A 20,727-nucleotide genomic window follows, 5' to 3' on the forward strand; every position below is an offset into this window, starting at 1 on the left:
CAGGCGGCCTCACTCGTCGGCGGTCAGCTCCACGAGCGGGGCGCCCTCGTCGTCGAAGACCACGAACACGGCGCCGTCCTGCGGGTCGACGGCCACGTCGCGCACCCGCAGACCTTCGTCGACGAGCAGCTCCTCGGCCTCCTCGACCTCGGTGCCGTCGACGGTGAACCGGGCCAGGTACTGCTGCCCGAGCCCGGCCACGAGCAGGTCGCCGTCCCAGGACGGGAACTCCTCGCCCTCGTAGAAGGCCGTGCCGGCCGGCGGGAAGGCCTCCGATCCGCACTCCCAGTGGTGCAGCGGGTCCTCGACGTCGTCGCGCTCGAACGGGTCGTCGCCGACGGGGATGTCGGTTCCGTACTCGCAGCCGGTGTGCGCGACGGGCCAGCCGTGGTTCTGCCCGCCCTCGATCACGCGGAGGGAGTCGCCCTCCTGCTCGCCGTGCTCGCTGAGCCAGATGTCGCCGGTCCCGGGCTGTACTGCGATGCCCTGCACGTTCCGGTGGCCGTACGTGTAGATCTCGTCCTCGACCGCGTCGTCGTCGACGAACGGGTTGTCGTCGGGCACGGAACCGTCGCGCTCCAGGCGCACCGTCGTGCCGAGCGTGTTCGAGGTGTCCTGCGAGGGGTGGTCGTCGAACTCCTTGCTGCCGCGGTCACCGAAGGTCACGATGAGGTGGTCGTCCTCGTCGAAGGCGATCACGGACCCGAAGTGGTCGTCGCTCGTCTCGGGCTCGTCCGTGAACACCACCTCGAAGTCCTCGAGGGAACCGCCCTCGGCGTCGAACTGCCCGCGACCCACGTGGGTGCTCGTGGTTCCGCCGTCGTCCTCTGCGGAGTAGGTCAGGTAGACCCACGGTTCCTCGGGGTACTCGGGGTCGACCGCCACGTCGAGGAGGCCTCCCTGACCTTCGGTGGTGACCTCGGGAGCCCCGTCGATCTCCGCGGTCTCACCGCTGTCGGTGTCGACCAGGGACAGCGTCCCGGAGACCTGCGTGACCAGGAGTTCCCCGGAATCGGGGAGGAACGCCGTACCCCAGGCCCCGCCCAGGTCGTCGACGACGGTCTCCACCTCCACGTCCGGGTCGGCCCCGCCCGCATCGGACGCGTTCTCGGCCCCGTCCGGAGTGCCGTCGGGGCCGTCGTCGCCCAGGACGTAGAAGACGGCCGCCGCGACGACGGCCAGGACCGCTGCGGCGGCCAGTGCGATTCGGGTCCTCGTGCTCATGCGGGTTCTCCCGGATCAGGGGATGCACGTACCCCTCTCACCCTAGGAACATTGTCCAGATCCCCAGGGATGGACACGGTTTCCGGGGTCTTCCCGGGCCGCCGCGAATCCGTGTTCCACGCATTGAAAACCCCTGTTGACAGGGGCAAACGACCACAAATATCGTCAGGCGACCCACAACGCTGCGGTCACATGAATGCCCCCCGGTTACCCCCCGCCCCGCCCCAGGAACGCACACAACGGTGAACGAGTGTGGTCGATGACCTCCCTACTTGACCGCGAGCGGAGCATTGCTCCCGCCGACTACAACCGGTGGTTCATCCCACCAGCAGCGCTGGCCGTGCACCTGTCGATCGGCCAGGTGTACGCATTCAGCGTCTTCCGCAATCCCCTAGTGGAACGCTTCGACACCTCGCTGACCGCGATCGGTGTCATCTTCAGCATCTCCATCGTCATGCTGGGCCTGTCCGCCGCGTTCGGCGGCAAGTGGGTCGAGCGCAACGGCCCGCGCAAGGCGATGTTCTTCTCCGGTGTCTTCTGGAGCGCCGGCTTCCTCGTCGGTGCCCTCGGTGTGGCCACCGGTCAGCTCTGGCTCGTCTACTTCGGTTACGGGTTCCTCGGCGGACTGGGCCTGGGGATCGGTTACATCTCCCCGGTGTCCACGCTCATCAAGTGGTTCCCGGACCGTCCCGGCATGGCCACCGGTATCGCGATCATGGGCTTCGGCGGTGGTGCGCTCATCGCCTCGCCGCTCTCCCTCGCGCTGCTCGACACCCTCGGCGAGACGCCCGCCGACGCCGTCGCTCCCACCTTCCTGGCGCTGGGCGCGGGCTACTTCGCCGTGATGATGATGGGCGCCTTCACGGTGCGTGTGCCTCCCGAGGGCTGGACCCCGAGCGGAATGAAGGAACCCGTGGCCGACGGCGGTCCGGAGCCGACCGTCGACGGTGTGAGCGTGGAGACCGCGTTCACCACCCGCCAGTTCTGGCTGGTGTGGATCGTGCTGTTCTGCAACGTCACCGCCGGCATCGCGATCCTCGAGCAGGCCGCGCCGATGGTGGAGGTCTTCTTCGCCGAGGTCGGCCCCGCTGAGGCCGCCGGCTACGTCGGCTTCCTGTCGCTGTGCAACATGCTCGGCCGCCTCGTGTGGTCGTCGGCCTCCGACAGCATCGGACGGAAGCGCACCTATATCGGTTACCTGGGCCTCGGCGCGGTGCTGTACCTGTTCATCGCCGTGGCCGGGACGAGCTCGGTGGTCATGTTCGTGGCCGTGAGCGGCCTGATCCTGTCCTTCTACGGTGGCGGGTTCGCGACCGTTCCCGCCTACCTCAAGGACCTCTTCGGCACCCGCAACGTCGGCGCGATCCACGGCCGCCTGCTCACCGCATGGTCGCTGGCGGGGGGGGCCGGGGCNGGCCGGGCCGATGATCGTCAACGTCATCGCCGACTACCAGATCGCAGCCGGCAACGAGGGGCCTGCTCTCTACGAGCTCTCCCTCTACGTGATGGTCGGTGTGATGACGGTCGGGTTCCTGGCCAACATGATGGTGCGCCCGCTCCCGGACTCGGTGCACCGCAAGGACGAGGCGAAGGAGGCGGATCGAGCATGATCGAGGCCAGGACCAAGCTCAGTTCGAAGATCGCCGCCGTGGTGCTCTGGGTGATCGTGGGTATCGCCCTGCTCTACGGCGTGGTGCAGACCGCCATGCAGGCCGCCGCTCTGTTCACGTCGTAGGGGCGCGGACTCCGTAGGACCCATGGACCCACAGCCACAGGGAAGGCCGCCCGTGCACGCCACGGGCGGCCTCCTTGCCGTCCGGCCCGGGCTGTCGGCCCAAGGGTCTCAGGTCGCGAAGACCTGCGAGTCGTCGGCGAAGGCCTTGAACTCCAGCGCATTGCCGGCCGGGTCGAGCAGGAACATCGTCCACTGCTCACCGGTCTCGCCCTCGAACCGCACGTAGGGCTCGATGACGAACTCCGTGTCGGCCGCGCGCAGGCGCTCGGCGAGCTCCTGGAACTTCGCGACGGTCAGGATCAACCCGAAGTGCGGGACGGGGACGTCGTGGCCGTCCACAGGGTTGTGGATCGAGCTCTGGCGCCCGGGGGCGAGGTGGGTCACGAACTGGTGGCCCTCCAGGTTCCAGTCGACCCAGGTGTCGGAGCTGCGGCCCTGGGAGAGGCCGAGGACCTCGCCGTAGAACCGCCGGGCGGCCGCGAGGTCGTCGACCGGAACGGCCAGGTGGAAGCGGGGGATGGGGGAGTCCAGAACGGTCATGGCTGAACCTTCCTGTGGAGGGAGTCGCGGGCGTCGGCCACCCGCGCCCCCCGCATGCTAACGAGCGCAGGCCACGGGACTCACGCGCGCGTGCCCCGAGCACACCTGATACAGGTGCGGGCGGTGGGCCGGGCGGCCAGGCGGTCCGGGGAGATCGCACCGCCGCAGCGTTCGCAGGTCCAGTACGTTCCCCGGCGCAGGCGGTCGGCGGCCTGATCGAGCCCCTCGAGCTCTCGTTCGACGTGTTCGAGCATCGAGCGCACCTGTTCGCGCTCGTAGGCGATGGTCGGGCCCTCGGGGTCGTGTTCGTCGTCGTTGTTCGTGAACTCGGACGCCTCCACGACGTGTTTCCACTGTCGGGCGAGCTCCTGGGCCGACCGTGCGGCGTCCTCCCTGGCCCGGCGGACCCGTTCGTGCGCATCGGGGCCGGGCAGGTCCGGTTCGTGCTCCATGGCCTTGCCTTACCCCGCGCAGGCACAGCCACCTCACACGGTGTCCTGCTCCAGGTCGTCCAACAGCCGCCCGAAGCCGTCCGGTGCCCGGAACGCGCGCCGGGCAGAGGTCAGCACCGGCAGGTCGGCGGGCCTGCGTACGGCATGACCGCGTACCGCCAACCGCTCCATCAGCGCACGGTCCTCCCCGGATGCGAGACCGGGGAACCCGCCCGCGTCGATGTAGGCAGAGGCCCGCACCCCGAGGTTCGCACCGTGCACATGCGCGTGGCCGTCCTGGACGGGGAACCGCCGCCCGAAGTGCGCGGCCAGACCCTCCGGACGCACCGACCAGTCGCCGATCTCGACCGTGCCGGCGACGGCGTCGTGCCCCTCCTCGGCGTACCGGAGCTGGGACGTGATCCACCAGGGCGGCACGAGTGTGTCGGCGTCGGTCGAGGCGAGCCAGACGGCCCCGGGGCGCACATCCGCCGAGAGTTCGATCGCGTACCGCACCCCCTCGGCCCGTGCGGCACCCACGCCCACACGGGGCACCTCGAGCACGTGCGCGTCCATGAGCCGGGCGGTCGATGCGGTTGCGTCGTGGCACCCGTCCGCCACGACCACCATGTGGCAGCGGTGCGGGGGCAACGGCGCAAGAGCGAGGGCACGGCGCACCGCCGCTACGCAGGCGGCCACGGACGCCCCCTCGTCATGGGCGGGAACGACCACCGCTGCCGCGCGGATCACGGGCCTGTCCCCTCGCGGGGGCGCACAGTGAAGGCGTCCATGAGGAAGTCGGCCTCCACATGGCCGACCGTGCGGGACAGCTCCGGCACCCCGGACAGGATCCGGTGCACCTCGTCACCGGTGCGTACGTGGCCCTCCGCCGGGTGGCGCCAGTGCACCGCGACGACGGTGGCCCCCGGCCGCGCGGAGGCCAGGGTGCGGCCCATCACCGCGTGCAGCTCCGCGTCGTCGAAGTAGTAGAGCATCTCGGACAGGACCACCAGATCGAACGTGCCCTCCGGCCAGTGGCGCGGTACACGTCCCTGTGCGACCCGCACGTGGTCGGACCCGGCCACTTCGTGCCGCGCCTGTTCCACCGCGGCCGGGACCGGATCCAGTGCTTCCAGGTGCGCGCACCGGGGGGCCAGGTCCCGGGTGAGCATGCCGACCGAACAGCCGGGTTCGAAGGCCCGCGCATACCGCTCCAGCGGCAGACAGGCCAGAGTGAGGTCCCGCTTGCGGCGCTCGTACCAGCGGGACCGGAAACCCCACGGGTCGTCCGAGCCCTCGTACATGCGGGTGAAGTACGCCGGGTCCGTGCTCACGCGAACACCACCTCCTCCCCGCGGCCGAAGTGCGCCACCATGCCGGGCGCCAGCACGGCCTCATCGCCCGGACGGTCGCTCAGCGGTTCGATCTGCGTGCGGAACCTGGAGACGGCCCTCTTCTTGCGTGCGAGCGCTTCGGCCGACAGGGACACCCGCCGGGCCCGGTCCCAGGGCACCGCATCGGAAGCCGGTTCGGCCCAGTGCCACATCCACACGGGGTACCGGAGCAGGTCCACCCCGCAGGCCCGCGCGGCCTCCTCCGCCGACCGGCCCGCGCCCATGTGATCGGGGTGCAGATCGCCCTCCCACGAGGTGACGCACAGGTCGAAACCGTCCAGAAGATGCCGAAGCCGGCCGGAGAGCTGTGCGACCGCCCCGGCGGCCTTCCCGTCGGGTACGCCCAGGCGGACCACGTCCGCGTCGTCGGCGCCGAGGTCGGCCAGTGCCGCCGAACGCTCCTCCGCCCGCAACCGCACGAGTTCCTCCGGCGCTGTGGTGGGGCTGTCCGGGTGCGAGCCCTCCCCGTCGGTCACGGACACCACGCGCAGGCGCACGCCCCGCTCGGCGAGCATCGACAGGGACCCGCCGAACCCGAGGACCTCGTCGTCCGGGTGCGGGGCGACGACCACCACGCTGCGAACCCCGCCGAGATCGGCCTCCGGCAGGCGTGCCCCGGCCGACCAGCCCTGCCATGTGCTCTCGTCGGTCCCCGGCGCGTCGATCGGGTGGGAACGCCTCATGGCCGCAGCTCCCCTGCAGTGCACTGCGCGGCCCGTTCCCCCAGCCGTGCGAGGTCGCGGGCCCCGTGGTGTTGCCGGACGTAGACGGACAGGTCCTGGGCGGCGCGCGTGTACCGGGGATCGAACGCGAAGGGGCCCGGCCCCAGTGACTCGGCACACGTCTCCAGAACCGAGGAACAGGTCGCGGCGACCGCCGAGCGCACCAGCAGCGCACGTTCGTCGGCGCTGCCCTCCGTGTCGCGGGGGTCCGCGTCGATCCCGTGCGCAGCCCGGCACAGGACGTCCTCGGCCCGGCGCAGGTCGCGCACGACGGTCCCGAAGTGGGCGAGCGTGTGGGTGTCGGGTGAGCGCCCCCGCGCCCTGGACGCCAGGGGTTCGGCGACACCCAGGGCGCCGCCGTACCAACAGGCCGCCACGCCGGCGCCGCCGTGGTGGAACCCGGGCCGCGCGGTGTACGCGTCCGCTGCACCCACCTGGACGGCGGGGACACCGTGGAAGACCAGCGTCAGAGTCTCGCTCGCCGCCATCCCGGCCGCCGCCCACGTGTCCCGTTCGACGACCGTGCCCTCGTTGGCGACGGCGAACAGACGCCGTTCACCGGGGGTGGGCTCGGCGGTGACCAGCGCATGTGTGCAGCTGTACGCCCCGGAACAGAAGGCCTTGCGCCCGTCGAGCACCCATTCGCCGCCGAGTCGTCGGGCGGCCAACCGGTGCCCGGGCGGATGGGCGGCCCACACGCCCCAGAGCTCCCCGGACGCGGGCGGGTGCGACCCCAGCTCGGCGAGGATCGCGACGGCGTCGGTGTGCCCCTCGGCCAGCCTGGCCAGGGAGAGGTCCTCCCGGGCCAGCCGGATGAGGGCCTGCCACCGCTTCCAGGTGTTCCCGCCCCCGGGAAGGGGCAGGTCGAGACCGCCGTCGTGCAGTTCCCTCCGCAGCGCCGCGAGGGTCGCCCCCGATCCCGCGGGGTCCGCCGGTGACCGCTGCTGTCCGAGAGACGCTTCGACCGTGCCCATGTCCACCCCCGTGTGTGGAGAACGGTGCCCTCTTCCCCTGCCTCGGCCGGGGACAGGACAAACCGGCCCCGCACACACGAAAGGCCAGGTCGCTGGACCTGGCCTCGGGTGCTCGGAGCGGATGACGGGAATCGAACCCGCGTTATCAGCTTGGGAAGCCGAGAACGCCTCTGACGGTTGACCTCGCGCTTCGCTTACCTGCGCGGATGTCTTTCGGGTACCCGTGATTCCCCGTGGTTCCCCGATGCTGACCGCCTCGTGTGGCACGTGTGTGGCACGCCAAAGGCGGGTGCCTGAAGCGCGCGAAGCACGTTCCCCAGCACCTTCGCCACCACTCCAGTAACCACGCTGGCGCTCAACCACGGTTCTGGTCCGAGGTGCCCGGTAGCGCTGGAGCCAGTCACCCAAGACAGTCGTAGACCGCTGCCGGGTGACTCGGGATCTTCGCACGTCATTAACCAATTTCCTTCAACCAGTATCTGTATGTCGCTAGTGTGCGCCAAAATGCGGTGTAGATGCTGCGATCGGCCGCGCTCGGGACCGGGCGGCAGCCCGCAGCCCGAGCAGCGGCCGTAGGCCGTTGCGACGGCGCTTGCGCCGTCGCCTTGATCCCATACAGTCCAATTCGGCAGTTAAAACTAGGAGGTTAAATGAGTCAAAGTATTTACCGTGACACCTCTCAGGTTCCCATCAAGGACATGGATGACCTCAAAAGGGATATCGAAAAAAGAAAATCCCAAATTGATGCAGATTTTAAATCTGCACGAAAAATAAGAATTATATGTTTCGTGTTCGCAGTAGGTGCCATTGCGTCTGCTGCTCTTGCTTTAACCCCGTACTCCGTAGCTTCGAATGAGGTGCATTTTACAGTATCAGGAGTCCTTGGGGCAGCTTTTATTATTGGTTTAATTGCTAGTTTCAGTGTCTCTTCGGATGCTAAGAGTGGAAAAGAGAAGCTATCGGAATTGCGAGATCGGCGCAAGTATAAAAGAATGGATCTTGAGAGTAAGGGGAAGAACGAATGGGTGGCTGTTCTTTGGTCTTATCATGCAGAAGTGGCCTCGGTGATCGATGAATACAGGCATGGTGCCCGCCGATACCGAACGATCCATAATCGATTTCAGTTCTTTATTATCATTGTTTCGTCTCTCGTGACTCTTATGGCCACTGCTTCTGCGAGTGTTTCTGAGCTTACTTGGGTTGCAGCTACACTTAGTTTTTTGGTCGCATCTGCTACGGGAATTACCGGGCATTTTAAATATCGGGAGCGGGCTGTTAACCTTCAAAGAAGCGCGGATGAACTTGAAAGGGAGTATAATTCTGTTGAGATTGGCATCGATAAATACAGAAGATCTGAAAATCGGGGTGCTGAAGTGATACTTCGGGAATTTGCAGAAAAGGCAGAAGAAATAAAAAATGAGCAGAGAAAACGCGAGCAGCAGTTGGAGCAGTCGCCTGAGTCTCGTTCCAGCTCTCGAGGGGACTCTGCGCAATGAAGGCGCTGAAGGAAAAATTCTTGGTGCCGCGAGTCTTATTCTCCTGAATTGATTTGGAGTCCGTTTCTCCATGCTATTTCGAAACTTTGAGCGTAGGTGTTAATCATGTCGCGGGATGACTCGCGATCAAGTTCAATGATAAAAGATTTCGCAGCGGGGATGCCGTAGGCGTGGTGGTTGACGAAGATGCGTTTCTCTGTCAGGTAGATGGAGTTGTACAGGACCGTAGAATGGGTTCGGACCTCCACGCCATTGGTTTCCGATAACGTGCGGAAGAGCAACAGGGCGTTTTCTGCCCTGGCGCCAAACGCAGCGCCGATCCGTTCTTCCTCGCCCCGCTGCTTCAACGGTCCGGACTCCGGGTCGCCCAGCAGGATACGGATGTTCACGCCGTCTTGCGCCCGTGCCCTCAGTAACTCCAACATCCCCGCGTCATCGGCGAGGAATAGGGCGCTGTAAGCCAGGATGCCGATCTCCTGTTCCGCTGAGTTGAACAGGTTCCACCACACTTCCCGTGGCACTTGCCAGCGGTGGGCGTAGACGCGCTGAACGTACTCGGGCGCCGGGGCATGCGTTCGGTCCTGGTGACTCTTCTTCGGCCAAAGGGCGTCTTCGTCGACCTGTAGAAGATCGGCTACGGCCCAACGATGGCGTGGGTAAGGACGTGTGCCAGACAACCATCGGCGGACCGTCTTCGGGTCAACGCCGATGTGTGCGGCGACGTCGGTCTCGGTGAGTTGGGCTGCGGCCAGAGCTGTGCGTAGTGCAGCGTTCACGTCGGTGCCCTCCGGTGTGCGGAGTCTCGACGGTAACAGAAGACGTCCCTAGACGTCCCTCAAGTTGTCCAACACGTGGTACACACGTCCGCTCACTCAGAGCATCGTTTCCGCTTGTAAGAAGGCTTCGAGCCTCCCCTCGACCCAAGCGGGAAAGCATGCGAACTCTTCTCGAATCCTTGCGGGCACCTGTGCCGCCACCCCGGCGGCCGGCGGCCCGAGCGTCTTCGAAGACCCTGCCCTTCACCCCTGCACCACCCGCACGCGAGATCGAGCCGCTCGTTCCTGTGGTGCGCCCCTACGTCATGCAACAGAGGCCGCGTCCGGTGACCCGTGACCGCTCGCAACTCGGTCTCGAACTCCTCCTTCAGCTCTCGCGAAGGGTGGCGGTCCCGGCATGAACCCCGATGCTGTGTCCAAGACGCTGCTGTACCTGATGCGTCGCAACTTCGGTCAGCAGTGGTCGATCCGGCGTATCGGACGTCTGTGGATCGCGACCGCAACCAGCCACAGGATCACGCACGCCCCCACACTGATCGAGGAGAACATCGACGTCTTCGTGCGTCAGCTCGAATCTCCTCCCGCTGGGATCGGTCATCCGGCCCTGGTCAACGAACGGCTCACTGAAAAGCGGTCCAACGCTTCGTGTGCCAAGGACACCTGCCCTGAAGAGTGAGCACGCGCTGTGGACATCACCTGTAGGGCTTGCGGCGCATACTTGTCCTAGCTCCGTGAAAGTTTCCCGGAGCTCCACCGACCCGACCCCGGAGGAACCCGCTTGAACCCGCGCACCCCGTGGGGGACCTGCCACCAGATCGCGGACGCTCTGCGCTCCCGCATCTATGCCGGCGCCCCTGCCCCCGGCAACGCTCTGCCGTCTGAAGCGGCTCTGGGTCAGGAGTTCGGAGTCTCCCGGACCACGGTGCGCCGGGCTCTGGCCGAACTGGAGGCGGAGCGCTTGGTCAAAGCTCTGCCGGGGACGGGGCGTGTGGTCTGTGCCCCTGAAGAACGAACGGACGTGCACGAGTCTCCTCCGTCCCAGTACCGGCGCATCGCCTCCGACCTCCGCGAGCAGATCACCGATGGCGACTTGGCTCCCGGTGCCGCCCTTCCGAGCGAGGCGGCATTGGTGCGTCAGTACGGCGTATCGCGGGGCACCGCTCGCCAAGCCCTCTCCGAGCTGGAGGGGACCGGGCTCGTGGTCGCCGTGCACGGTAAGGGGAGGTTCGTCACCGAGGGCGGAAACGGCGCGCGTTAGCCTGGCACATGTGGGACATGTTCACTGGGCGCGGGAACTCGCGCGCGAACTGCTCGAAGGGCCGCTTCCCCGTCGTTGGGCGCATTCCCAAGGGGTAGCCGAACAGGCGCGGTCCCTGCGCCCGATGCTCGGTGACGACGCCGACCTCGTGGAGTCCTCCGCCTGGCTGCACGACATCGGATACTCCCCGGACCTGGCGGCCACGGGCTTTCACCCACTCGACGGGGCTCGTTACCTGCGGGCGGTCCAAGGGGCCGATGAACCCCTCGTCTCCCTGGTCGCCTACCACTCGTGCGCGGTGGTCGAAGCTGAGGAACGCGGGCTTTTGGCCGAGCTGAAGAACGAGTTCGCGGCCCCGTCCGATGATTTGTTGGACGCGCTCACCTACTCGGACATGACCACGGGGCCCGACGGAACACACCTGCCGGTGGAACGTCGGCTGTCCGAGATCCTGGACCGTTACGCCCCTGAAGACCTGGTGCACCGGTCCATTTCGCGCTCCTCACCGTCGTTGACGGCTTCGGTGCGGTCGGTGGAACAACGCCTGGCGGCGGTGCGGTAGAGACCTGCTAGCCGATGTGGGGCGGTCCTTCAGCAAGGAACTGGTCCACACGTCGGCGCATTGAGCGGTCCATCCGGTACCCGGACCCGGACAGCTCCGCCTTGGGGACCCACACGACCTCTTTGGACTCGTTGCTCGTGCGGGGCTCACCGGAGACGGGACGGGCGGTGAACACCATCGAGAACTCCTGGCGGGCCTCGCCGTCGCTGGTGTAGTAGATGATGTGCTTCGGATCGCTGTAGATGCCCACGATGCCGGTGATCTCGCAGGTGACCCCGGTCTCTTCCACGGTCTCGCGTACTGCGGCCTGGGGCACGGATTCGCCGAGGTCCACGGCACCGCCGGGAGCTGCCCAGTTGTCGTTGTCGGTGCGGCGGATCATCAGGACTTCATCGCGCTCGTTGACCACGAACACGTTCACCGACGGGACGAGGCTGTTCGCGTCCGGGGCCTGGGGGTCGTCGTAATAGTCAATCCGCTTGCCCATGCGTGCGCTTTCCTCAGTCGAGCGGGCTTGCCAGTTGCCAGACCTTCTCGTAGCTCTCCAGGTAGGTGCTCACCATGTCACCGCCGGGGACCTTGCGCAGGTGGAACACCGGGGCTTGCGAGGCCATCGCCCCGTAGACGTGGGTGTTGACGATCAACTGGTCATCGGCCTGGTAGATCGAGTTGTAGAGCGTCGTCCCGTGCAACCGGAACTCGATGCCCTCAAGTTCGCGCAACCCCTGGTAGAGCACGATCACGTTCTTGATCTTGGAAGCGAACAGCTCGCCCAAGCCTTCATCACGGCCGCGCTGGGCTACGGCCTCGCTCTCGGGGTCGCCCAACAGGATCCGAATCCGGACGCCGGCCTCGGCCTTGTCGGCCAACAGCTTGAGCATGCCCGGGTCGTCAGCCAGGAAGAACCCGCTGAACACCAGGATCGAGATCTCCCGCTGCGCCTCGGAGAACAGGCGCTTCCACAAGTCGGTCGGCACGCTCCACCGGTGGGGGTAGATCTCGACGATCTCACTCTGTGAAGCGGCCTTGTGCTGCTCCGGTGGCAAGGCTTCAGGCCACAGGTAGTTCTCCTCCACACCCAGGTACGCGGCGGCCGCGAACCGGTGGCGGCGGTACGGGGTGCGTTCCTTGGTGATCCAGCGCTCCACACTCTTGGCGTCCACTCCGATGTGTCTGGCTAGGTCATCCGGGGTGGCAGCACGCTGCAACAGCGCGGCTCGCAACCTCTCGTTCGGCATGGACCTCGGGGTTCGCCTGGACGTGTGGGGACGCGCTCACAGTATCGGGACGTCCCGAACACGTCCAGCCATGTAGTGATCCCGTCCCGTGGTCACGGGCGAGAGTGGAACCGTACCGAGAACCCGCCTCGGCAAGGCGGAGACAACAGCAGCAGACCACGGCGTCCGGTGAACACTGGCCGCCAAGTTCGATACATGCTATACATGTATCGATGTTCGATCGGCGGGCGGTTCTCGCCCAGAACATCAGCTATGACCTGCATGAACGATGAGAAAAGGCTGATCAGATGGCTATCAAGGGTGCGTTGCCGGTGTCCTTCGGCACGGTCTTCCCCCACGGCGCTTACGCGCTCGGGGTGGAAGCGATCAACGACTTCGAGACCAAGCGGCCCCAGCTCGACAAGGACACCGGGCTCCCGTTGTGGGCGGTGGACGTGATCGACGCCGACCCCGAAGCACGGGGCAAGGCCAAGAGCGTGAAGGTCAAGGTCGCCGCCGACGTGTGCCCCACCTTGCCGGACGAGGTGCCGGGGCTGCCGTTCCGGCCGGTGGAGTTCGAACAGATGGCGGTCATGCCCTACGTCGACGACTCCGGGCGCCGCCCTCGCGTGGCCCACTCCTTGCGGGCTCGCGGTGTGAAGGCTCCCGGTGCATCCGGTGGTCGCCGTGCTGCTCCGGCCAAGGACGCTGACTGATTCGACATGAGACGGGGCGGCCTGGTGCTCCAACACCTCGGCCGCCCCTGTGAACCCTCCTGCGACTGCGAAATCTCAGAAGAGGTGCCCCCAGTATGATCGACAACCCCTCTGACCTGTCCGCCCTAACCGGCCCCGAGCTGGTTCGGGCGTTCCTGGCCGAGTACGACAAGCCCCGCTCGACATCCCAGCAGCGGGCCGAGTTCTTCGAGTTCAAGTCCCGCGTGTTCGCCGCCATCGCTGAGCGCGAGGGTGACGTCGACGCCTCTCGGTTCGCTGCGCGTGCAAAGGCCGACTCCGAGTTCTTGTGGGCGGAGATCGCCGACAACGGGTTTCGGAACGGGGGTGAGTACTGATGATGAGCCAACCCAAGGTCGGGGCTGCCCAGTCCTCGCCGACCTTGCCGACCCCGGCCCACGGGGTGCGCTGGACGACCCCGATCGTGGAGACACCCGGCATCGTCGTGCTCGGCTCTTGGATCTACCGCCTCGTGAGGTTGGTGGTGATGCTTCCGTTCCGGTTCCCCGTCATGGTCGCTTCGGCGGTGGCCTGCACTGGGGTGTGGTGGCACTGGTCCTGGCCGGGGCTGCTCACTTTCGCCGGTGGCTTGTCGACGGCGGCCTTCGTGTGGTGGCGGCGTTGGCCAGAATCCTTCAGTTACTGTGTGACCTTGCGCCTGCTGGCCTGGTGGCGCTACCTGAGCGTCTACCACCGGCACTGGCAACCCGTGCTCGTCATCTCCGGACTGGCCGAGTCCTACCAGGAACGGCGCTACCTCCCGCGCATCCGAAGAGTCACCTGCAACGACCGGGCTGACTACGTGCGGGTCTCGCTCGTCGCCGGTACCTCCCCGACCGACTTCGAACACCGGGTGGTCGAGTTGGCGCACGGCTTCGCCGCTCCTTCTTGCCGTGTGGTGACCAACGGACCCCGTGACATCACCTTGGAGTTCCCCCGACACGACACCCTCGCCGAACCCCTCGGTGCCCTGCCGGTCCCGCAGGCCTCGGACCTGGCCGCGCTCCCGGTCGGCAAGCGCGAGGACGGCACCGCATGGAAACTGCGCCTGCATGGCACGCATGTACTCATCGTCGGAGTGACCGGGGCCGGAAAGGGTTCGGTTATCTGGTCGGCTGTGCGTGCGATGCTCCCCGCGATCTCGGACGGAACCGCCGAGGTGTGGGGGATCGACCCCAAGCGCATGGAACTGGCCTACGGGCGTTCTCTGTTCGCCCGCTACGCCGACGACGGGGAATCCGCGGTGGCGCTGCTCGAACGCGCTGTGGCCCGGATGCAGGAACGATCCGAACGCTACGCCGGCAAGCAGCGCTCGCACACGCCGACGAAGGATGACCCGTTCGTGGTCGTGGCCCTGGACGAGGTCGCGTTCCTGACCGCCTACCACCCCGACCGGGACATCCGTAAGCGGGCGGAGAACGCGATCGCCACTCTGACCTCCCAGGGACGTTCGGTCGGCTTCTGCGTGCTCGCGGCGTTGCAGGACCCGCGCAAGGAGGTCATGAACCTGCGCAATCTCTTCCCGGACAAGATCGCCCTGCGACTGGACGAGGCATCGCAGGTCGACATGGTCCTCGGTGAAGGTGCGCGCGAACGCGGGGCTGAGGCACACCTGATCGACCCCACCCTCCCCGGGGTGGCATACGTGCGACTGGAGACCTCCCCGTCTCCGGTCCGGGTACGGGCCGCGTTCGTCTCGGATGACGACATCACGGCCATGGCGAACGGGGGTGCGTGATGCCCACGCCTACCGGCAAGAGCACCCGGTCCGAGCGGCTCGCCCAACCCCTCGCGCGTGAGGTGGCCGAACAGGTCGCCGCTGACCACGGGGTGTGCGTCAGGCCGGTCTCTCTCCGGCGTACCGCCATGGGCACGGGCGAAACGGAGATCATCGACGTCCCCTGTGGCTCGACCCTCGAATCGCGCTGCCCGTCGTGCGCGAAGAGGAAACGGTCCCTGCGGCGCACACAGTGTGAGGAAGGCTGGCACCTGGCCTCGGAACCAGTCGTGGAACCCGACCCTCCGACAGAGCAGCAACAGGACTGGGTGGAACAGCGCGCTGTGGTCACCGCTGAACGGGAGAAGCTCGCCGCCAGTGGTTGCGATCCCGAACAGCTCACTGCTCTGGATGCCGCGATCGCGGACCTGGACGAGGAAATCACTGCCTCCGGGCTGCGCGGCTCGGTCACCCGCTCCGCTTCCCCGGACTCGGGCTCGCGTCGGGTGCGCTCGACCAAGCGGCGTCAAGACGTTCTCGACCTGCCCAAGCGGCCCATGACGAGGAAGACGGTCGGGCGGGCGTTCACCGATCCGGATTCGGGGAAGGTGTTCCGTCCCTCCCTGTTCCTGACGCTCACGCTCGACTCCTACGGCCGGGTGCGCTCTGACGGAACCCCCGTCGATCCCTCCACTTACGACTACCGGCGGGCTGCTCGGGACACCCTGCATTTCTCCAAGCTCATCGACCGATTCGTGCAGAACCTGCGCCGGGTCGCCGGGTTCGACGTGCAGTACTTCGCCTCCGTCGAACCGCAACGGCGGTTGGCTCCGCACCTGCACATGGCTACACGAGGCACCCTGCCCCGTGCCGAACTCCGGCAGATCGCCGCCGCGACCTACCACCAGGTGTGGTGGCCGCATGCCGACACGGTGGTCTACGAGGGCGACCATCTCCCGGCCTGGGACGAAGAGAAGGACACCTACCTCGACCCCGCCACGGGGGAAGCGCTGCCCACCTGGGATGAAGCGCTGGACGAGTTGGACGCCGACCCCGGTGCGGAACCCCACCATGTCGTGCGGTTCGGCAAGCAGGTGGACGCCAAGGGTGTTATGGCGGGCTCGGAGGACGCTCAGCGATGTGTGCGCTACCTCGCCAAGTACCTGACCAAGGACATCGCCGACTGCCACACGGTCGAGACCACCCGCCAGGAACAGCACGTCGACCGTCTGATGGAGACCCTGCGGTTCGAACCCTGCTCGCCCCGGTGCTCGAACTGGTTGCGCTACGGCGTCCAACCCCAGGATCCCAAGCCGGGCCTGCGTCCCGGGTTCTGCCGGTCCAAGGCTCACCGTCGCGAACACCTGGGCTACGCCGGACGCCGCGTCCTGGTCTCGCGCAAGTGGTCCGGTAAGACGCTGGCCGACCACAAGGCAGACCGCCTCACCTGGGTCCTGGAAGCTCTCGGGATTAACGGCGTTAATAGCGATCCAGCGAACGAGGAACCGGGGGACGCGCACAACACACGGCCCCCGGTCCTGACCTCGGTCAACTCCGGTGACTACGCCTGGGAGCTGGCACGTCCCACCGATCCCGACGTGGCTCCCCGCGAACACCGCCTACTCCGGGCTGTGGGCGAAGCGCTCAAACGCCGTGCCCAACTCGATGCCGCACGTACCCCCGCCCCCTCGGCAACGGAAAGGGCTGCCTGATGGCTCGCGAGAAGATACGCCCGACCGGCCGCCTGCTGACCGTCGACCAGGTGGCCTCTCTCCTCAACACCTCCGTGCGCTATCCGCGCCGCCTGATCGAGGAGCGCCGCATCACCTTCGTCAAGGTCGGTCGCCACGTGCGCATCCCGGAATCGGCGCTGGAGGAGTTCATCCATGCCGGCGTCGTCGAACCGGTCAGGTTGCGCCGGGGGAGGGTCGCGTGATGGCGGGCGAGAAGAAGAGGGCGTTCGGCAATATCCGGTCCCTGAGCTCGGGGCGCTTCCAGGTCCGCTACCGGAGTCCGGACGGACGTATGCGACCGGCGCCGACCACGTTCGCGACCAAGAAGGCCGCGCAGCGCTGGCTCACGCTCAAAGAGGCCGAGATCGCCCAAGGGGACTGGTTCGATCCCGAAGCCGGTGCTGTGCCCTTCAGTGAGTACGCGGCCGAGTGGATCGAACACCGGGACCTGACGCGTAAGACACGACGCACCTATGAGGACCTGCTGCGTCTCCACCTGGAACCGGCGTTCGGCAACGTGCTCCTCAGCGAGATCAAGGAGGCTGACATCCGCCGGTGGCGCTCCTCCCGCCTTCGGCGGAAGAACGGCCGCGCTCAAATCCCCAAGGCTTACCGGCTCATGCGGGCGGTGCTGAACACCGCCGTCAAGGACCGGCTGATCCGCGACAACCCCTGCCAGATCGACGGTGCGGGACTGGAGGACACCGAGGAACGCCCGGTCCTGTCGGTGGCCGAGGTCTTCGAACTGGCCGATGCCATCAAACCCCGTTACCGGGCGCTGGTGTTGCTCGCGACGTTCGGCAGTCTGCGGTGGGGTGAACTCGCGGGATTGCGGTGCCGACACCTCGATCTGGAAGCGCGAACGGTGCGTGTGAGCGAGACCGTCTCGGACGTGGGAGGGCTGTACAAAGGCACCCCCAAGTCCAGGGCGGGGCACCGAACCGTCTCCCTGCCCGAGCTGATCGTCCCGGACCTACGCCGGCACCTGGACGAGTACGCGGCTCCGGGTCCGAACGGGTTCGTCTTCGTCGGCGTGCGCGGCAATCAGCTCCGACGCGGCAACTTCTCGAAGTACTGGGCGGACGCCTGCTCGACCGTGGGACTGGAGGACGTGCACCTCCACGACCTCCGGCACACCGGCAACACCTACGCAGCCGAAGCCGGAGCGTCCGTGCGTGAGCTGATGCGGCGGATGGGCCACTCCAGCACCCGGGCGGCGATGGTCTACCTCCACGCGCGTGACGAACGTGAACGCGAGATCGCGGACCGGCTGGGGGAGAGGGTCACCGAGGAACTCAACCGCAACGGGGCGAACGGGCTGGATGATTCAAGGCCCATGGAAGACCGACCCTGAGGCTCACACGCGTTCGAGCGTGTGGCACGTGCGTGGCACGACGACCGGCGAACGGCCCCGGAAACACGAACGGCCAGGTGTTCGAAGAACCTCGAACGACCTGGCCTTTTGTCTGTCTGGAGCGGATGACGGGAATCGAACCCGCGTTATCAGCTTGGGAAGCTGAAGTTCTACCATTGAACTACATCCGCGTCGTCGGATCGGGCGCATGTCCCGCTCCGTCAACGGGGCCCATCCTAGCCCACGTTCGGGGCCCGTCGGCAAATCGGTTCCGCGCGAGGCCGGCCGGGGGTCGGCCGCAGGCCCCGTCCCGGAGCGCCCGCGAGGGCGTCGGACGAGGTCGCACAGGGTCTCGGGGCAGGCGGTAAATTCGGAGCGTGCTGCTCTCCGATCGCGATATCAGGTCCGAAATCGACTCCGGCCGGGTCAAGATCGACCCCTTCGACCCCGGCCTCGTCCAACCTTCCAGCATCGACGTCCGGCTGGACCGCTTCTTCCGGGTCTTCGAGAACCACAAGTACCCGCACATCGACCCCTCGGTCGAGCAACCGGACCTCACCCGGTTGATCGAGACCGACGGGCGCGAGGCGTTCATCCTCCACCCGGGCGAGTTCGTGCTGGCCTCCACCTACGAGGTGGTCTCGCTGCCCGAGGACATCGCCAGCCGGCTGGAGGGAAAGAGCTCCCTCGGGCGCCTGGGGCTGCTCACCCACTCCACCGCGGGTTTCATCGACCCCGGTTTCTCGGGTCACGTCACGCTGGAGCTGTCCAACGTGGCGACCCTTCCGATCAAGCTCTACCCCGGCATGAAGATCGGCCAGCTGTGCATGTTCCGGCTCTCGTCCCCCGCCGAGCATCCGTACGGTTCTGCTGTGTACGGCTCGAAGTACCAGGGACAACGGGGGCCGACGCCCTCGCGCGCCCACCAGAACTTCATCCGTACCAGTATCGACCCGGAGGGCTGACCCCCGGCTCTCCGCCACAGAAAAGCCTTACGGTACGGTCATAAATCGGTACATACAGTATCTCTGGGCTGCGTATGCCTGATTGTTACCCAGGGTCGCCTAAACTGGCGAGTGGTGTAAATCACGATCGGGTGCCTTGTGGGATCGACAACCACGGCTGTAGGTCGGCGTACGCATTTTGTCCCGGTTAAACCTGTTATTTCCCGGTGACATACCGCCTGAACTGTGCGTTCCTGTCTCGGTAAGGTAGCGCTCCGACGTGAACCGGGTAGCGGGCCCCGCCTTGGAAGGGCGCGCACAGGGGGCTCTGCGCAGGCCTGCTGCCCTCGGTGTCCGCGGGTCGAACGCGGGGTGGACACACCTCTTGCGTGCCTCGCGGCCGGGACAGCCCCATAGAGGAGACCGTGCCAGCAGTACGCGCAGACAACCTGTACAAGGTGTTCGGCAAGCAGTCGAGGACGGCCGTCGAGCGGCTTTCCGACGGCAGCCACCGCGACACCATCGCCGACCTGGACGTGACCGCCGCCGTCATCGACGTGTCCTTCGAGGTCGAACCGGGCGAGATCTTCGTCGTCATGGGCCTGTCCGGGTCGGGCAAATCCACCCTGATCCGGATGCTCAACGGTCTCCTGGAGCCCACCGCGGGCACCGTCGAGGTCGACGGCGTCAACATCACCGCCCTGAGCAAGAGGCACCTGCTGAACCTGCGGGGCGAGAAGATCAGCATGGTCTTCCAGCACTTCGCCCTGCTCCCGCACCGCACGGTGCTGGAGAACGCCGCCTACGGTCTGGAACTGCGCGGCCTCCCCAAGGAGGAGCGCGATGCCAAGGCGATGCAGAACCTCGAGATGGTCGGCCTGGACGGCTGGGAGCACAAGTTCCCGCACCAGCTGTCCGGCGGTATGCAGCAGCGCGTGGGTCTGGCCCGCGCCCTCGCCGCCGACACCGACATCATCCTCATGGACGAGGCCTTCAGCGCCCTCGATCCGCTGATCCGACGGGACATGCAGACCCAGCTCCTGGAACTGCAGAAGACCCTCGGCAAGACGATCGTCTTCATCACGCACGACCTGAACGAGGCCATGCGCCTCGGTGACCGGATCTGCGTGCTGCGGGACGGCCGCGTCGCCCAGATCGGCACCGCCGAGGAGATCCTGAACGAGCCCGCCAACGAGTACGTGTCCCGCTTCATCGAGGACGTGGACCGCACACGTGTGCTCACCGCTGCGTCGGCCATCGACGCCGGCGTCACCGCGGACCCGGGCGCGCGCCAGGTCGGCGCCGCCACCCCGATCGCCGAACTGTACGAGGACATGACCACGGCTGATCGACTCCGTGTCGTCTCCGAGGAGGGCGAGGTCCTGGGAATGGTGTCCCGTGGTTCTGTCCTCGCCGCCCTCGCCGCGGGGAAGGAGGACCAGTCGTGAGTACCGTCGACTTCCCTCCGGAGATCCCGATCGGCTCGTGGTTCGAGGCCGGGAACGAGTGGCTCAAGGCCAACTTCGGGATCGTCTTCGACGCCATCGGCGCGTTCGTGCGCTGGGCCGTCGAAGTACTGTCCGGCTTCTTCATGGAGCCGGGCGCCGGACAGCTCGCCTTCATCGCCGCGGTGCTCATCGCCGCACCGCTGGTCCGCACCACCAAGCGCCTCCCCCTGGCGATCGTGGTCGGCGTGGTCTCGTTGCTCTACATCCTGCAGGCAGGGGCCGAGTTCGGGAACACGATCATCAACAACATGCCGCCCTTCCTCTTCCTGTGGGCGGTCGACCTCTTCGACACCGGCGTCGTGGACGCCTACTTCTGCATCTCCCTGGTGTTCCTGATCGCGGTGACCGTGCTGGGCGCCATGGACCGGAGCGCCCGCGTCCGCACCGGCGTGATCGCCTGCGGCTGGG

At 66.7% G+C, this 20,727-nt stretch carries 23 protein-coding genes, 1 tRNA gene and 1 pseudogene; 14 read left to right on the forward strand and 11 right to left on the reverse strand.

What is annotated here, in order from left to right; all coding sequences use genetic code 11:
- Positions 1 to 9 precede the first annotated feature (9 nt).
- Positions 10 to 1,224, reverse strand: coding sequence for a PQQ-dependent sugar dehydrogenase (locus D474_RS0116385; RefSeq protein ID WP_017614629.1), 1,215 nt, complete (start codon positions 1,222 to 1,224; stop codon positions 10 to 12).
- A 259-nt stretch (positions 1,225 to 1,483) separates the two neighbouring features.
- Here D474_RS0116385 and D474_RS28980 point away from each other — a divergent pair, with 259 nt between their 5' ends.
- Positions 1,484 to 2,959, forward strand: coding sequence for an L-lactate MFS transporter (locus D474_RS28980; protein ID WP_449289357.1), 1,476 nt, complete (start codon positions 1,484 to 1,486; stop codon positions 2,957 to 2,959).
- A 108-nt stretch (positions 2,960 to 3,067) separates the two neighbouring features.
- On the opposite strand, the gene D474_RS0116400 is transcribed toward D474_RS28980, so the two are convergent.
- The 6 genes from D474_RS0116400 to D474_RS0116425 all read right to left on the reverse strand — a co-directional run bounded on the left by D474_RS0116400 (position 3,068) and on the right by D474_RS0116425 (position 7,020).
- Positions 3,068 to 3,499: a VOC family protein gene (locus D474_RS0116400; RefSeq protein WP_017614630.1), complete on the reverse strand. Its 432-nt coding sequence runs from the start codon at positions 3,497 to 3,499 to the stop codon at positions 3,068 to 3,070.
- Between the two features lie 80 nt (positions 3,500 to 3,579).
- Entirely contained in the window at positions 3,580 to 3,951 is a 372-nt protein-coding gene (locus D474_RS28985; RefSeq protein WP_017614631.1) for a TraR/DksA family transcriptional regulator, read from the reverse strand.
- Positions 3,952 to 3,984: 33 nt separating this feature from the next.
- On the reverse strand, positions 3,985 to 4,680 hold the full coding sequence (locus D474_RS0116410; RefSeq protein WP_017614632.1) for a glycosyltransferase: 696 nt from the start codon (positions 4,678 to 4,680) through the stop codon (positions 3,985 to 3,987).
- Positions 4,677 to 5,264, reverse strand: a complete 588-nt coding sequence (locus tag D474_RS0116415; RefSeq protein WP_017614633.1) for an SAM-dependent methyltransferase — start codon at positions 5,262 to 5,264, stop codon at positions 4,677 to 4,679. Before D474_RS0116415 ends, D474_RS0116410 begins: the two co-directional genes overlap by 4 nt.
- Positions 5,261 to 6,007 (reverse strand): PIG-L deacetylase family protein, encoded by a 747-nt coding sequence (locus D474_RS0116420; RefSeq protein WP_017614634.1) that lies wholly within the window; start codon positions 6,005 to 6,007, stop codon positions 5,261 to 5,263. Before D474_RS0116420 ends, D474_RS0116415 begins: the two co-directional genes overlap by 4 nt.
- A complete protein-coding gene (locus D474_RS0116425) occupies positions 6,004 to 7,020 on the reverse strand; it encodes an acyl-CoA dehydrogenase (RefSeq protein WP_152476878.1) in 1,017 nt (338 codons plus the stop codon). The genes D474_RS0116420 and D474_RS0116425 overlap by 4 nt, the downstream gene beginning before the upstream one ends.
- Before the next feature lie 650 nt (positions 7,021 to 7,670).
- Between D474_RS0116425 and D474_RS31105 the strand changes: the two genes are divergently transcribed.
- The gene (locus D474_RS31105) at positions 7,671 to 8,516 is read left to right on the forward strand and encodes a DUF4231 domain-containing protein (protein ID WP_083931849.1); all 846 of its coding nucleotides are present in this window, start codon (positions 7,671 to 7,673) and stop codon (positions 8,514 to 8,516) included.
- Between the two features lie 35 nt (positions 8,517 to 8,551).
- Here the strand turns inward: D474_RS31105 and D474_RS0116430 are convergent, their stop codons facing one another.
- Entirely contained in the window at positions 8,552 to 9,292 is a 741-nt protein-coding gene (locus D474_RS0116430) for a helix-turn-helix domain-containing protein (protein WP_239647091.1), read from the reverse strand.
- 397 nt (positions 9,293 to 9,689) lie between these two features.
- Here D474_RS0116430 and D474_RS0116435 point away from each other — a divergent pair, with 397 nt between their 5' ends.
- From D474_RS0116435 to D474_RS0116445, 3 genes are all read left to right on the forward strand, one after another.
- On the forward strand, positions 9,690 to 9,968 hold the full coding sequence (locus tag D474_RS0116435) for a hypothetical protein (RefSeq protein ID WP_026118550.1): 279 nt from the start codon (positions 9,690 to 9,692) through the stop codon (positions 9,966 to 9,968).
- A gap of 102 nt (positions 9,969 to 10,070) precedes the next feature.
- A complete protein-coding gene (locus tag D474_RS0116440) occupies positions 10,071 to 10,550 on the forward strand; it encodes a GntR family transcriptional regulator (protein ID WP_017614638.1) in 480 nt (159 codons plus the stop codon).
- Positions 10,551 to 10,599: 49 nt separating this feature from the next.
- Positions 10,600 to 11,112, forward strand: coding sequence for an HD domain-containing protein (locus D474_RS0116445; RefSeq protein WP_086002952.1), 513 nt, complete (start codon positions 10,600 to 10,602; stop codon positions 11,110 to 11,112).
- Between the two features lie 7 nt (positions 11,113 to 11,119).
- On the opposite strand, the gene D474_RS0116450 is transcribed toward D474_RS0116445, so the two are convergent.
- Positions 11,120 to 11,599, reverse strand: a complete 480-nt coding sequence (locus tag D474_RS0116450; RefSeq protein WP_017614640.1) for an NUDIX hydrolase — start codon at positions 11,597 to 11,599, stop codon at positions 11,120 to 11,122.
- 13 nt (positions 11,600 to 11,612) lie between these two features.
- Positions 11,613 to 12,350, reverse strand: a complete 738-nt coding sequence (locus D474_RS0116455; RefSeq protein ID WP_026118551.1) for a DUF5919 domain-containing protein — start codon at positions 12,348 to 12,350, stop codon at positions 11,613 to 11,615.
- A gap of 287 nt (positions 12,351 to 12,637) precedes the next feature.
- Between D474_RS0116455 and D474_RS0116460 the strand changes: the two genes are divergently transcribed.
- The 6 genes from D474_RS0116460 (at position 12,638) to D474_RS0116485 (ending at position 17,867) form a co-directional block, all read left to right on the forward strand.
- Positions 12,638 to 13,045: a hypothetical protein gene (locus tag D474_RS0116460; RefSeq protein WP_017607404.1), complete on the forward strand. Its 408-nt coding sequence runs from the start codon at positions 12,638 to 12,640 to the stop codon at positions 13,043 to 13,045.
- A 95-nt stretch (positions 13,046 to 13,140) separates the two neighbouring features.
- Entirely contained in the window at positions 13,141 to 13,401 is a 261-nt protein-coding gene (locus tag D474_RS0116465) for a hypothetical protein (protein ID WP_017614642.1), read from the forward strand.
- The gene (locus D474_RS0116470; RefSeq protein WP_017614643.1) at positions 13,401 to 14,801 is read left to right on the forward strand and encodes an FtsK/SpoIIIE domain-containing protein; all 1,401 of its coding nucleotides are present in this window, start codon (positions 13,401 to 13,403) and stop codon (positions 14,799 to 14,801) included. Before D474_RS0116465 ends, D474_RS0116470 begins: the two co-directional genes overlap by 1 nt.
- Complete coding sequence (locus D474_RS0116475; protein ID WP_017614644.1) at positions 14,801 to 16,492, forward strand: replication initiator; 1,692 nt, start codon at positions 14,801 to 14,803, stop codon at positions 16,490 to 16,492. The genes D474_RS0116470 and D474_RS0116475 overlap by 1 nt, the downstream gene beginning before the upstream one ends.
- Positions 16,492 to 16,716, forward strand: coding sequence for a helix-turn-helix domain-containing protein (locus D474_RS0116480; protein ID WP_017614645.1), 225 nt, complete (start codon positions 16,492 to 16,494; stop codon positions 16,714 to 16,716). Before D474_RS0116475 ends, D474_RS0116480 begins: the two co-directional genes overlap by 1 nt.
- Positions 16,716 to 17,867: a tyrosine-type recombinase/integrase gene (locus D474_RS0116485; protein ID WP_017614646.1), complete on the forward strand. Its 1,152-nt coding sequence runs from the start codon at positions 16,716 to 16,718 to the stop codon at positions 17,865 to 17,867. Before D474_RS0116480 ends, D474_RS0116485 begins: the two co-directional genes overlap by 1 nt.
- A 117-nt stretch (positions 17,868 to 17,984) precedes the next feature.
- Here the strand turns inward: D474_RS0116485 and D474_RS0116490 are convergent.
- Positions 17,985 to 18,058 (reverse strand) — tRNA-Gly (locus D474_RS0116490).
- Between the two features lie 186 nt (positions 18,059 to 18,244).
- On the opposite strand from D474_RS0116490, the gene dcd reads away from it, so the two are divergent.
- The 3 genes and pseudogenes from dcd to D474_RS0116505 all read left to right on the forward strand — a co-directional run.
- Positions 18,245 to 18,832: a dCTP deaminase gene (gene dcd, locus D474_RS0116495; RefSeq protein WP_017614647.1), complete on the forward strand. Its 588-nt coding sequence runs from the start codon at positions 18,245 to 18,247 to the stop codon at positions 18,830 to 18,832.
- A gap of 428 nt (positions 18,833 to 19,260) precedes the next feature.
- Positions 19,261 to 20,259: a quaternary amine ABC transporter ATP-binding protein gene (locus D474_RS0116500; RefSeq protein WP_026118552.1), complete on the forward strand. Its 999-nt coding sequence runs from the start codon at positions 19,261 to 19,263 to the stop codon at positions 20,257 to 20,259.
- Positions 20,256 to 20,727, forward strand: a pseudogene (locus D474_RS0116505) (phosphate ABC transporter permease); the annotation flags it as partial. The gene D474_RS0116500 and the pseudogene D474_RS0116505, both read left to right, overlap by 4 nt.

The sequence above is a fragment of the Nocardiopsis salina YIM 90010 genome, assembly GCF_000341025.1.
GTDB lineage: Bacteria > Actinomycetota > Actinomycetes > Streptosporangiales > Streptosporangiaceae > Nocardiopsis > Nocardiopsis salina.